Source organism: Vibrio sp. Vb1554 (assembly GCF_033344235.1).
On the sequence record NZ_JAWPOJ010000027.1, the window covers coordinates 1 to 12351 of the forward strand.

General features: G+C 43.9%; 11 protein-coding genes, 2 tRNA genes and 1 rRNA gene. 9 read left to right on the plus strand and 5 right to left on the minus strand.

Translation table 11 applies throughout. The annotated features are described in order from the left end of the window. The 6 genes from rrf to R8N28_RS18805 form a co-directional block, all read left to right on the plus strand. A 5S ribosomal RNA gene (rrf, locus tag R8N28_RS18780) occupies positions 1-109 on the plus strand; the annotation flags it as partial. Between the two features lie 77 nt (positions 110-186). Further along, positions 187-263, plus strand: a tRNA-Asp gene (locus tag R8N28_RS18785). A gap of 35 nt (positions 264-298) precedes the next feature. Continuing rightward, a tRNA-Trp gene (locus R8N28_RS18790) sits at positions 299-375 on the plus strand. A 476-nt stretch (positions 376-851) separates the two neighbouring features. Continuing rightward, positions 852-1184 (plus strand): DUF1904 domain-containing protein, encoded by a 333-nt coding sequence (locus R8N28_RS18795; RefSeq protein WP_005381768.1) that lies wholly within the window; start codon positions 852-854, stop codon positions 1182-1184. A gap of 12 nt (positions 1185-1196) precedes the next feature. Next, the gene (gene mepA, locus R8N28_RS18800; protein ID WP_005381766.1) at positions 1197-2033 is read left to right on the plus strand and encodes a penicillin-insensitive murein endopeptidase; all 837 of its coding nucleotides are present in this window, start codon (positions 1197-1199) and stop codon (positions 2031-2033) included. Positions 2034-2356: 323 nt separating this feature from the next. Then, complete coding sequence (locus tag R8N28_RS18805; protein ID WP_005381765.1) at positions 2357-2665, plus strand: hypothetical protein; 309 nt, start codon at positions 2357-2359, stop codon at positions 2663-2665. A 42-nt stretch (positions 2666-2707) separates the two neighbouring features. Here R8N28_RS18805 and R8N28_RS18810 read toward each other — a convergent pair whose 3' ends face one another. The 3 genes from R8N28_RS18810 to rdgC form a co-directional block, all read right to left on the minus strand. Then, positions 2708-2962, minus strand: coding sequence for a YfhL family 4Fe-4S dicluster ferredoxin (locus tag R8N28_RS18810; RefSeq protein WP_005381763.1), 255 nt, complete (start codon positions 2960-2962; stop codon positions 2708-2710). A gap of 2 nt (positions 2963-2964) precedes the next feature. Next, positions 2965-4365, minus strand: coding sequence for a tRNA 5-hydroxyuridine modification protein YegQ (gene yegQ, locus R8N28_RS18815; RefSeq protein WP_025768851.1), 1401 nt, complete (start codon positions 4363-4365; stop codon positions 2965-2967). 165 nt (positions 4366-4530) lie between these two features. Further along, positions 4531-5445 (minus strand): recombination-associated protein RdgC, encoded by a 915-nt coding sequence (rdgC, locus tag R8N28_RS18820; RefSeq protein WP_017633930.1) that lies wholly within the window; start codon positions 5443-5445, stop codon positions 4531-4533. Between the two features lie 224 nt (positions 5446-5669). Between rdgC and phoB the strand changes: the two genes are divergently transcribed. The 3 genes from phoB to R8N28_RS18835 are packed head-to-tail and all read left to right on the plus strand — an operon-like array spanning position 5670 to position 8657. Further along, positions 5670-6359 (plus strand): phosphate regulon transcriptional regulator PhoB, encoded by a 690-nt coding sequence (gene phoB / locus R8N28_RS18825; RefSeq protein WP_005381752.1) that lies wholly within the window; start codon positions 5670-5672, stop codon positions 6357-6359. Positions 6360-6399: 40 nt separating this feature from the next. Further along, entirely contained in the window at positions 6400-7698 is a 1299-nt protein-coding gene (gene phoR / locus R8N28_RS18830; protein WP_005383667.1) for a phosphate regulon sensor histidine kinase PhoR, read from the plus strand. Further along, on the plus strand, positions 7698-8657 hold the full coding sequence (locus R8N28_RS18835) for a PstS family phosphate ABC transporter substrate-binding protein (RefSeq protein WP_025768852.1): 960 nt from the start codon (positions 7698-7700) through the stop codon (positions 8655-8657). Before phoR ends, R8N28_RS18835 begins: the two co-directional genes overlap by 1 nt. 34 nt (positions 8658-8691) lie before the next feature. Here R8N28_RS18835 and ppx read toward each other — a convergent pair whose 3' ends face one another. Together ppx and ppk1 are read right to left on the minus strand one after the other, a co-directional pair. Beyond that, a complete protein-coding gene (gene ppx, locus R8N28_RS18840) occupies positions 8692-10197 on the minus strand; it encodes an exopolyphosphatase (RefSeq protein ID WP_065274198.1) in 1506 nt (501 codons plus the stop codon). Further along, a complete protein-coding gene (gene ppk1 / locus R8N28_RS18845) occupies positions 10181-12271 on the minus strand; it encodes a polyphosphate kinase 1 (protein ID WP_005381748.1) in 2091 nt (696 codons plus the stop codon). The genes ppx and ppk1 overlap by 17 nt, the downstream gene beginning before the upstream one ends. Positions 12272-12351 lie beyond the last annotated feature (80 nt).

A 12351-nucleotide genomic window follows, 5' to 3' on the forward strand; every position in this document is an offset into this window, starting at 1 on the left:
CCATAGCGTTTTGGACCCACCTGATTTCCATGCCGAACTCAGAAGTGAAACGAAATAGCGCCGATGGTAGTGTGGGGTTTCCCCATGTGAGAGTAGGACATCGCCAGGCTTTAGTTTTATTTTCACTTTTTCGAAAAGTGAAGACAAAAGCGGACGCTTGCTTATTAAAGCGAGTGATACCACTGCGGAGTGGTAGTTCAGTTGGTTAGAATACCGGCCTGTCACGCCGGGGGTCGCGGGTTCGAGTCCCGTCCACTCCGCCACTTATTTGAGCGTCGTCTCAATAAACACGAATTACAGGGGTGTAGCTCCAATTGGCAGAGCAGCGGATTCCAAATCCGCGTGTTGGGAGTTCGAATCTCTCCACCCCTGCCATACTTTAAAGCCTCAGCAGTAATGCTGGGGCTTTTTTGCATCTGAAGAAAAGAGAAGCTGACTAGTTGGAAGAGTTGTCGATTCCTCTGATACCAAAGTATCGGGGGGATTGAAAGCTCATATCTCCGGGATATTGGTCCACTTCACCTATCCCCCCATATTCATAAGCTCTGGCTTAGGTCAGGGTCTCTTTTATTCCTAACGTATAGTTTCGATGTCAGGTGTATGTTTATCCAACGAATATGGCATACCTTTGCTTCAGATAGTTTTATTTTCTAGTAATGTAATTACTAAATGTTGATGTATCGCTTTGCTCTTTCTGTTTTACCTTCGAATTTCATAACACTTTTTCTTCGTTATCGAGCACATCTGATTCACAATCTATTGAAAGGTCAGTGGTTACATTGGCTTGGATGATTACTGACTTGGTTCCTGTTATCATCATGCATTAATGCTAATAATTAGGAAGTAAGTTTATGCCACATTTTCGATTCCGTGCTGTAGAGCCACAAGCTGTTCAGGCATTATCAAAACCTCTTACGGATGAACTTCAGCCTCTAATGGACTGTCCGCGTGAGGATTTTACTTTTGAGTATATCTACACTACGTTTTTCAATGAGGGTGAGGTGAGTGCTGCATATCCTTTTGTCGAAGTGCTTTGGTTCGACCGTGGCCAGGAAGTGCAAGATGAAGTTGCCAAGCTTATTACGCAACAAGTGCGCGGTATCGCTGGTGCCGATATTGATGTTGCGGTTATCTTTTCCGCCTTATCTCCTAAAGCTTATTACGATAATGGCGAACACTACTAAAGGTTAAAGGCTATGAGGCTGAGTTTCATTGTAACTTTGGGTTTATGTTTCTCAGCTTCAGTATGTTCTACTCCTTGGGAGTCTGCGGTTAATCCTACCCGAAACTCTTCCTCCTCTATTGGTAGTTATGCTAACGGTTGTTTAGATGGTGCATTACCCTTGCCTCTCGATGGCGTTGGTTATCAAGTCTTACGTAGTAAAACGAAGCGCTACTATGGGCACCCTAAAACGATAGAGTTTATTGAAAATCTGGCGCTTAAAGCTCATCAAAATCTCAACACCACTCTGCTAATTGGTGATTTGTCTTTACCTAGAGGTGGAAGGTTCTCCTCTGGTCATTCTAGTCATCAAACCGGGTTAGATATCGATATCTGGTTAAGACTTGCTGACCAACCGCTTTCTTATAACGAATTACAACTTCCTAAACCCATGAGTGTGGTGGATTTAAAAGGTTATTCCATACTTAATCATCGCTGGGAAGAACGGCACTTTAAGCTAATTCGGTACGCTTCAAAAAGTAAGGATGTTGCACGAATTTTTGTACATCCTGTTATTAAGGAGCAACTTTGCTTGCAAGAAAACGGCAAAGATCGTTCTTGGTTACGTAAAGTACGTCCATGGTGGGGGCATCATTACCACTTTCACGTCAGGTTATCTTGTCCTGATTCGAGCGACTATTGTGTTGATCAAGCACCACCTCCAGTAGGTGATGGTTGCGGTGCTGAGCTTGCAAGTTGGGCCCCAAAAGCAAAACCTACTGATACCCCTCAACGGGTAAAAACAACCTCTAAGCCCAAACGAAAAAAAGTCGTTCCACCTCAATGCTTGCCGCTTATCAATCCTAATTAGTGTTACTCTTCAGGTTTATCTGTACTTGGTGATCTCTTTTATGAAACTGGAGAAACATCATACTTTTGTCTACATTGAATAGTACCAATACAAAAACTAACCCAATCAGTTTTGGGGACATATTATAGAAATCTAAATTAAACAAAGAGTTGTAGTATGGGTAAGTTGTAACTTCTCTGTTTAGAAAAAGATCTTTCGTCACGATACTCTGGTTTCTTAGCAATATGTCTGTCAGTTGGCTAAAAAGCGATAACAACGCAGACAAGTGTGTAAGGCAGGGATATACCCTTTTCCTGTTAGAAGAGTAAATCAAGGACAAAACCATGACTATGATTTGTGCAAAAGAATTTGCAGAGTGGTTAAGACACAGATTTAGCAGTGATACTAAAGGAGTCTCTTTGACTCGAGAGGATGTGAATCACCTGACTGGGCGTCAACGCCTTGATCCGGGTTTTGTTAATGATGTGCATTATGAGCTGATGCAATATGGAATGGCTTTCGTTACTGATACGAGCCGAGAAAACTTTTATTTAATACCTGTTTCTCAAGCGGAAAATTGGCGTGAGAGACTAGAGTATCATTTTGAAAAAGAGCTGTTCTGCAATATTATCCCTATTGAAAAATCAGGTTGAGAAAAGGTTCAACTTTGATGTCAAAGTTGAACCTAATTGCTCTTATGCTAACCCTTGAATAATCACGAATTTTTCAAGCAACTGCTCTTCAGTTTCGACATGGTTCGGATCAGTGATTATGCATTTTGTAATTGGACACACTGACTGACAGGTCGGCTTTTCGTAATGCCCCTTACACTCTGTACATAGCGCTGGATCAATTTCGAAAATGCTCTCTCCCATACTGATTGCCCCATTGGGGCATTCGGGATCACACATGTCGCAGTTGATGCATTTGTCAGTAATGAGCAAGGCCATGATTACTTACCAGTCGGGTTACGGGTGTCCTGCCCTGAGTTCAAGTTACGCATCAATAGACCGTATTCTAAATCTAGATCTGCTGGTACTGGAATGAAGACGAAGTGACCATTCCCTTTGGCATCCTCAATAGACTCTGACTTACGGTTTTCCATCGCTTCTAGCGTGAAAACAACATTACCTTTTGGCGTCATTAGCTCAAGACTATCACCGACAAGGAATTTGTTTTTCACTTCTACTTCAGCCATATCGCCACGACGTTTACCAGTGAACTCACCAACAAACTGTTGAGCATCAGAGACTGAGTAACCGTAATCGTAGTTTTGGTAAGTATCGTGTGTATGACGGCGTAGGAAGCCTTCAGTGTAGCCACGGTGAGCTAGGCTTTCTAGTGTACCCATTAGGCTTTCATCGAATGGTCGACCTGCTACAGCATCATCAATCGCTTTACGATAAACTTGAGCGGTACGTGCGCAGTAGTAGAACGATTTAGTACGACCTTCAATTTTCAATGAGTGAACACCCATCTTAGTTAAGCGTTCAACGTGCTGAACCGCTCGTAGGTCTTTAGAGTTCATGATGTAAGTACCATGCTCATCTTCGTAAGCCGCCATTTTTTCTTCTGGACGGTGCGCTTCAGAAAGCAGAACGACTTCATCTGTTGGTTTGCCGCGACCAATTGTGGTTTCAGGGCGCTCGTCTTGTACTTCGACAGGCTGTGCTTCAGTCGGGTCGAATTTCTCTACGATATCACCAGCGTCGTTTTCTTTACCCTCTTCAACTTTGTATTCCCAGCGGCATGCGTTAGTGCAAGTGCCTTGGTTAGGGTCACGTTTGTTGATATAGCCAGAAAGTAGGCAACGACCTGAGTAAGCCATGCATAATGCACCGTGAACGAATACTTCAAGCTCAGTTTCAGGGCAATGCTCACGAATTTCTTCGATTTCTTCTAGAGACAGCTCGCGAGAAACGATCACACGTTCCACGCCATTCGCTGCCCAGAACTTAACGGTCGCCCAGTTTACAGCGTTTGCTTGTACAGAAAGGTGAATTGGCATTTCTGGGAAAGCTTCACGAACCATCATAATTAGGCCTGGATCTGACATGATCAATGCGTCAGGACCCATCTCTACGATTGGCTTAAGATCACGGATGAACGTTTTTAGCTTCGAGTTGTGTGGTTGAATGTTACATACCACATAAAGCTTTTTGCCTAGGGCGTGGGCTTCATCGATACCGATTTTTAGGTTCTCGTGGTTAAACTCGTTGTTACGTACGCGAAGGCTGTAGCGAGGTTGGCCTGCGTAAACTGCATCTGCCCCGTAGGCGAATGCGTAACGCATGTTTTTCAGGCTGCCCGCTGGAGATAGTAGCTCAGGCACGAATGCTTTCTCAGTTGTCATTGCTCAATTCTCTTTTATCTGATCACAAGTCAGGCCAATTCCACCTAATGGAAATGGGGCGCAAATTTTACGTCAAAATGTGAACTGTGACTAGGGTAATTGTGCTTCAGATAGAAAAACGCCCTCAAAAAAAGTGAGGGCGTTATGGTTAACCTTTATACAAAATTAAGCGTTAGGATTCGGTAAGCCGCCTAGCGCATCGTATAGGTTGGGAAGGAAAGCACTGAACTCTCCACACATTAGAGAGAAGTCTGCATCAAATCGAGCTGCTTGATCTTCACGTGGAATATCATCGTTTTGATCTTTCAATTCATCAGAGAATTTTAGACGTTTGATGCCTGCATCTTCCGTCATAATGAACTCAATACGATCTTGCCAATTAAGCGCAAGTTTCGTCACGACTTTATCCGCAGCGATGTGGTTGCGGATTTCATCAGTGGTTAGCTCTTGCTTCTTACAGCGAATCACACCACCTTCTTCAAGTACGGATTTTAGCTCAGCTTCGTCCATCATGCTGATACCTTGAGGTGTGTCACCGCTTTTCACCCACTCGGTTAGCGTAGTTTCAATCGCCACTTCTGGAATAGCAGGAACAACAGGTAAACTACCCATGGTTTTACGAAGCAATGCTAATACATCTTCTGCTTTTTTATAGCTGCTTGCATCAACAAGGATAAAACCTTCTTTTGGCATGATGAGCACGTGAGTGTGGCTGCTGCGGCTGAATGCGCGCGGCAGTAAATCCATTACGATGTCATCTTTCAGGTTGTCTTTCTCTTTCTTCTTCAGAGGACGACCTTCTTGCGCTTCCATTGCTTCTACTTTTGCATTCAATGATTCTTTGATCACAGAGGCAGGTAGCATTTTCTCTTCTTTCTTGGCGCAAATCAGAATGCGGTTTTCTGACACGTGAGTCATCATATCGCCATGTCTACCCATTGCACTGACCCAGCCAAATTTCTGTTTGTCTTGACTGCCACACGGGGTGAATTGGAATTCAGACAGCTGAGTTTCTAGTTGTTCGGCGTTAAAAGTAACCTCGCGGTTAACGCGGTATACCAGACAGTTTTTAAACCACATAAATCTTCTCTAGGCTTGATGACAAGGGACTAATCATAGGGAATTTTTGTGCTGATGTCTTAATAGAAATGAAAAATATCCGAATGAACCTCAAAAGAAAGTTATATGAAAATTTGTTTTCAAAGGTCACAAAAGTGTCATAATTGGTAGTGATAATGCTTATGCAAAGAGAGGCACTTTGTCTCTTAAATTCATTAGCTCAACGAACATAAGGTTACTCAATTATGTCTAGAAGGATTCTGGTTGTTGAAGACGAAGCTCCTATTCGCGAAATGCTGTGCTTCGTACTTGAGCAGAAAGGTTACCAAGCGGTAGAAGCGGAAGATTACGATACTGCAGTAACCAAACTGGCTGAACCCTTCCCTGATTTAGTTTTACTGGATTGGATGTTACCAGGCGGTAGTGGCATTAACTTCATCAAACATATGAAGCGAGAGGAATTAACGCGCAACATTCCAGTTGTGATGCTTACCGCTCGTGGTGAAGAAGAAGATAAAGTGCGTGGTTTAGAAGTTGGTGCGGATGACTACATTACTAAGCCATTCTCTCCTAAAGAGTTGGTTGCACGCTTAAAAGCGGTCATTCGTCGCGTTACTCCGACTGCACTAGAAGATGTAATTGATGTACAGGGATTGAAGCTTGACCCTGTATCGCACCGTGTTACGGCTAATGATGCGCCATTAGACATGGGCCCTACAGAATTTAAGATGCTTCATTTTTTCATGACGCATCAAGAACGCGTATACAGCCGTGAGCAGCTATTAAACAATGTTTGGGGCACCAACGTGTATGTCGAAGACCGTACAGTCGATGTTCACATTCGCCGCCTGCGTAAAGCATTGGAAGCTGCAGGGCATGATAAGCTGATCCAAACTGTTCGTGGTGCTGGATACCGCTTCTCGACGAAGGCATAAATTAACACGCAGCTTATCGGTACCATTTCTGGAGTTATGAGTGGTTGAAAGATTAACGTGGAAAAAGCTGGCCTGGGAGCTGGCTTTTTTTTACACCCCATGGGTGATAGTAGGTTGGATATTCGGTTATATGCCGTGGTTGCTTTTGGCTGCTACGGCATTGCAGCTTGTGTGGCATTTGCATAACCAAGTACGTTTATCTTCTTGGTTATGGGATGAAAAACGCCTCACGCCACCATCTGGTAGCGGTAATTGGGAATCTTTGTTCAATGGGTTGTATCGCTTACAACAGCGCCAACGCCGCAAACGAAAAGAGCTTACTAATCTTATTCGTCGATTCCGAAATGGTGCAGAATCGCTACCCGATGCGGTAGTGGTATTCCGTGCTGAAGGCAATATTGTTTGGTGCAACAAGCTGGCTCAGCACTTACTGGGCTTCCATTGGCCAGAAGATTCAGGTCAACCTATCTCCAATCTCATTCGTACACCTGATTTTATCAAGTACCTCAACAAGAAAGACTTTTCAGAGCCATTAGAAATGCGTTCACCACTCAATGTCGAACGCATGCTAGAACTACGTATCGTACCGTATACCGAAGGTGAACATTTGATGGTGGTGCGTGATGTTAGCCAGTTAAAACAACTTGAGGGAATGCGTCGCAACTTCTTTGCCAACGTATCTCATGAACTGCGTACACCAATGACGGTGCTACAAGGTTATCTTGAGATGACAGAAGATCCTGATATGGTCGTGGGTCCTATGTGGAGCAAAGCTCATGGTGTCATGACGGAGCAGCTTAACCGCATGAACAGTTTGGTGAACCAACTACTGACACTATCTAAAATTGAAGCGGCACCTATGCATGAGCTTGAGGAAGTCGTGAATGTGCCCGCGATGCTTGAAGTGTTAGAAAAAGAGGCGGTTAGCCTTAGTGGGGACAACCAACATAAATTGAAATTTGATGTTGATGCTAGCCTACGCGTGCTGGGCGATGATGACCAGTTACGTAGTGCTATCTCTAACCTCGTTTATAATGCCGTCAAATACACACCGCCTGGTGCGAACATTAATGTTCGTTGGTTCCAGACCTCTCAAGGCGCATGCTTAGAGGTGGAAGATAGTGGTGATGGTATTGAACCTCAGCACCTCCATCGACTTACTGAGCGTTTTTATCGAGTGGATAAAGCAAGATCACGTGATACTGGTGGAAGTGGTTTAGGGCTTGCCATTGTAAAACACGCGCTGAGTCACCATGACTCTCATTTAGAAATTCACAGTGAAGTAGGCGTGGGTAGTAAGTTTTCTTTCGTATTGCCTGAGCGTTTGGTGGTGAAATAATGGCTTTACGATTAGCAAAAACATTCAGTTTATTCGCGCTTGTTTGTTCTTTTATGGCTGCCGCTCAAGATAAACCATTGCCGAGTTATCATAAAACGACGGGGATTGTCGGGAACTTGCTCTCTGTTGGCTCCGATACACTTGCGGGTATGACAACGCTTTGGGTTGAAGAGTTTAAATCCATTTACCCGAATATTAATGCGCAAGTCCAAGCGTCTGGCTCTTCTACTGCCCCTCCAGCATTGACCGAACAAACAGCTCAGTTTGGTCCCATGAGCCGCCCTATGCGTTTAAGAGAGGTTGAAGCGTTTGAACGTGAACATGGCTACAAGCCAACTGCGCTCAGGGTCGCCATCGATGCAATCGGTATTTTTGTTCATCAAGATAATCCAATTCAAGGGCTTAACTTTAGTCAGTTAGATGCTTTGTTTTCTGCCACGCTGCGCTGTGGTGAAAGTCAATTTGTCACAAACTGGCAGCAACTCGGTCTTGAATCACAGTGGGCAAAGCGAAACGTCCAGTTGTTTGGTCGTAACTCCGTTTCTGGAACTTACGGTTACTTCAAAAGCAATGCTTTGTGTGGCGGGGATTTCAAGACCCGAGTTAACGAGCAGCCAGGCTCCGCGTCAGTTGTGCAAGCTGTAGCGTCAACCATCAGTGGAATTGGTTATTCCGGTGTCGGTTATCGAGTGGCAGGCGTGCGCTTAGTCCCTGTGGCTAAAATGGGAAATGACTACGTGACTCCAACGCGAGAACATATTGTTAGTGGTAAGTACCCACTATCACGTTACTTATATGTTTACGTGAATAAGCACCCTGATTACCCATTAACACCAATTGAAGCTGAATTTATTCGCTTTATCTTTTCTGCTCAGGGACAAGCGTTGGTTGAGAAAGATGGTTATGTGCCCATTACGGCAGACTTTGCAGAAGAAGAGTTAAAAAAAGTCGGCCTGTAAGCCGACTTTTTATTTAGGTATGGACAGTACGAGATCAGAAAGTGAGTGTCCACTTCGCGATGTCCCAACGTTCTTGTTCTTCCTGTAAATCCGCGTGAAGTAATTTATTGTTTTCTAGCCATGCTTCATCTGTGCAGGTGAGAATCCATTCGTCATTTTTGATAGATAAGGTGATATCAGGCAATGGATCTTCATTACGCTGCCCATTTAATACGATAGAAAGTCGTAATATTTTGATGAGGCTTATAACGTCACTCTGTTTATAGAGGTTGAAATCTGGTAGTTCTTGCAATTTGAGCGCTTTACGCTGGAAGCGAGCTAATGTTGCAAGCACTAATTGCTGCTCACGGTTGAAGCCTTGTAGGGTGGAGTGCAACAGAATATAAAAAGAGTGGCGATGGAAACTACGCAAGTTGATACTTAATCCGACTTCATGAAGCAACGCTGCCCACTCTAGTAAGTCAAATAATTCACTCTTTTTCTTAATGCCTAGTTCAGAGCGTACCTGACATAACATCTCACGTGCATGCCCCTTAACACGAGCGGCATGCTCTAAGTCGACTCGGTGCTTGTTGGCTAAATTTTCTGTGGTGCGCATGCGAATATCGGAGCGTGCAAAACGTTCTTCCATTTCGTACAACAGGCCTTCGCGTAGAGCACCATCGGAGAAAAACATTTGCTCAATGCGAAGCGCTTTGAAAATCGCGGACAAAATCGCTACGCCTGCTGCGAATACGGGTTTACGTTCTTCTGTTAGACCCGCCAGCTCAATATCTTCAATGGAATCAAATTTACACAGAGTTTCGATAAGTGTATCTAGTCGACTCGCTGTGATCAGGCCATCTTCAAAACCTAATCCTACTAGCACTTCTTGAATCGCTTTGATGGTTCCTGATGAGCCGAGAGCAATATCCCAGCCCTTTTTACGATATGTTGAAGCAATGGACTCGAGTTTTTGTTCGGCCGCTAACATCGCCTTACTGAAGTTTTTGCCTGATAGTTTGCCGTTTTTAAAGTACTGTTCTGTAAAACTGACGCATCCCATCTGTTTACTGTTGAGAAGCTCAGGCTCAAATTCTTGTCCAATAATCATCTCGGTACTGCCGCCTCCGATATCGATGACTAGTTTGGAGTTGGATTCTACTTGAGTGTGCGCGACGCCTAAGTAAATCAGGCGGGCTTCTTCTTCTCCAGGGATAATTTCTATTGGGAAAGGCATCACTTCTTTCGCACGCTCGATGAAAAGGTGGGCATTTTTAGCGCGTCTTAGTGTGTGTGTGGCGGCGATACGTACATTTGACTCATCAAGCCCTTGCAGCCTCTCAGCGAACATGGCTAAGCATTCTAGCGCACGCTCCATTGCGGCGTGACTTAAGTTCAATTCACTGTCGAGTCCTGATGCTAAGCGAACACGTTGTTTATGACGACTAACCAGTTGTAGGTCACTGCCAACAACTTTGGCCACCACCATATGGAAACTGTTTGAGCCGAGGTCTATCGCGGCAATGTAGCGAGTATCTTGTTCAAGTATTTGAGGCATCTGAATTTTGTTTTCTAGTTTGCTTTTCTATATTTTTAAGATAGTCATAGATAGCGATTTGAGAGCGAACTTTTTTGCGATTACCTCGTGGTACGTAAGCGTTACTCATTTCTTTATCTATTAAACGAGCCTTTACTGTATCGGTAAAATGGATATTCGTTATATCAATAATTCTCTGTTTCAAACGTGGATCACGGACTGGTACTGCTACCTCGATACGGTGATCAATATTTCTTGTCATCCAGTCTGCGGAGGAGATATAAACTTGCGGATCGCCATCATTGTGGGTGATCACCACGCGAGGGTGCTCAAGAAAGCGGTCAACAATACTGATGATGCGAATATTGTCGCTGATCCCCTCAATGCCCGGTACTAATGAGCACATGCCTCGAATGATCATGTTTATTTTTACACCGGAAGTACTTGCTCCATAAAGCTTATTGACGATGCCTTTATCGACTAGGTTATTGACCTTGATCGTAAGAGCGGCTTTTTTCCCTAGCTTGGCATTCGCAATTTCATTATCAATTAAGCGGTAGATTTGGGTTCGAGAATTACGAGGAGATACCATAAGGTGATTGAACTTCACTGGTCGGTATGGATTCTCAATGTAACCGAAGACATTACGGACTTCATTAGTAATTTCTTGATCTGCCGTAAGTAGGGAGAAGTCGGTATAAATTCGTGCCGTCTTCTCATGGAAGTTGCCTGTGCCGATGTGTGCGTAACGAATAATTTCTTCACCTTCGCGGCGGCTAATCATCAATAGCTTTGAGTGAATCTTAAGGCCAGGCGCACCAAAGATGACGTGCACACCCGCTTCGGTTAATACTTTTGACCATTCGATATTGGCTTCTTCATCAAAGCGAGCTTGCAGTTCGACGACCACAGTGACATTTTTGCCGTTGTGCACCGCATCAATTAAAGAGTTCATCAAGCGAGAATCTTTCGCGACGCGATAAATGTTAATCTTGATACTAAGTACTTTGGGATCGAAGGAGGCTTGGCGCACTAACTCACTAATGTGGTCAAAAGTGTGGTAGGGATAATAGAGCAGAATATCTTTCGCTTTAATCGCGTCAAAGCTGTTGGCATAACCTTCGAAATCGGCACATTTCATTGGCGGGAGAGGTTTATTTTCAAGATATTCTCGTCCAACATTTGGAAAGCCGATGAAGTCTTTAAAGTTGTGATAGCGTCCGCCGGGGATAAGGTTATCGTAGTTAGAGATATTAAGTTTGTTACACAGAAACTCTAACATTTGAGGCGGCATATCGCGTTCGTAGACGAAGCGAACGGGCTTTGCTGTCAGTCGCTGATTTACACCCTCTGACATTTGTTCAAGCAAGCTGTACTCGATTTCATTGCGTAAATCGTATTCAGCGTCACGCGTCATTTTCATCGCATAGCCGCTAAGCTCATCATAATCAAAAAAGCCTTTGAACAGCTCGTCCAAACAGTGGCGGATAATATTATCAAGTAAGATGATGGTTTTTCGACGCTTTCCTTTCTGTTCTGGTACCATCACAAAGCGGGGAAGGTGATCGGTTGGAATTTCGATCAGAGCGTATTGGTAATGTTCTTCTTTACGCAGCTCTACGGCGATGTAAGCGTACTCGTCTTTGAGAAATTGCAGAACATCGATCTCGTCTTTCATTAGGAGGGGAGTGATATGCGGCATTACCTCTCTACGGAAGTATTTTGCGATCCACTTTTGTTGCGATTCATCCAGTTGTTGTTCGTTGACCAAGAAAATGCGACGTCGCGCCATTTCTCGAATCAATTCGCTGTAAAGCTCATCAAATTGTTCGTTAAGCTTTAGTGCTTTCGACTGCATTTTGGTTAACAGTCGTTTAGGGCTATCACTGCCACCGCGCTCTTGGCTGATTAGGATTCTGCGCTTCACGTCCGCAAAGCGTACTTTGTAAAATTCATCTAAATTGTTGGAAAAGATCCCAAGAAAGCGAATACGTTCGATCAAAGGGACGGTTTTATCGGCAGCTTCTTGTAATACTCGTTCGTTGAAAGACAACCAACTCAGTTCTTTTTCTATATAGAGTTTTTCTGCGCTCATAACCTTACCTAGCCAAAAGTGAAGTAATACGTACTCATCTTGGAAAAATGGATGAGTGAGAACATTATGAGATTTTCATT

Excerpts from the sequence above, each read along its gene's own strand:
- R8N28_RS18835 (WP_025768852.1), top strand. The coding sequence starts at position 7,698 with ATGGCTTTACGATTAGCAAAAACATTCAGTTTATTCGCGCTTGTTTGT.
- ppk1 (WP_005381748.1), bottom strand. The coding sequence starts at position 12,271 with ATGAGCGCAGAAAAACTCTATATAGAAAAAGAACTGAGTTGGTTGTCT.
- mepA (WP_005381766.1), top strand. The coding sequence starts at position 1,197 with ATGAGGCTGAGTTTCATTGTAACTTTGGGTTTATGTTTCTCAGCTTCA.
- R8N28_RS18810 (WP_005381763.1), bottom strand. The coding sequence starts at position 2,962 with ATGGCCTTGCTCATTACTGACAAATGCATCAACTGCGACATGTGTGAT.
- R8N28_RS18805 (WP_005381765.1), top strand. The coding sequence starts at position 2,357 with ATGACTATGATTTGTGCAAAAGAATTTGCAGAGTGGTTAAGACACAGA.
- rdgC (WP_017633930.1), bottom strand. The coding sequence starts at position 5,445 with ATGTGGTTTAAAAACTGTCTGGTATACCGCGTTAACCGCGAGGTTACT.
- R8N28_RS18795 (WP_005381768.1), top strand. The coding sequence starts at position 852 with ATGCCACATTTTCGATTCCGTGCTGTAGAGCCACAAGCTGTTCAGGCA.
- yegQ (WP_025768851.1), bottom strand. The coding sequence starts at position 4,365 with ATGACAACTGAGAAAGCATTCGTGCCTGAGCTACTATCTCCAGCGGGC.
- ppx (WP_065274198.1), bottom strand. The coding sequence starts at position 10,197 with ATGCCTCAAATACTTGAACAAGATACTCGCTACATTGCCGCGATAGAC.
- phoB (WP_005381752.1), top strand. The coding sequence starts at position 5,670 with ATGTCTAGAAGGATTCTGGTTGTTGAAGACGAAGCTCCTATTCGCGAA.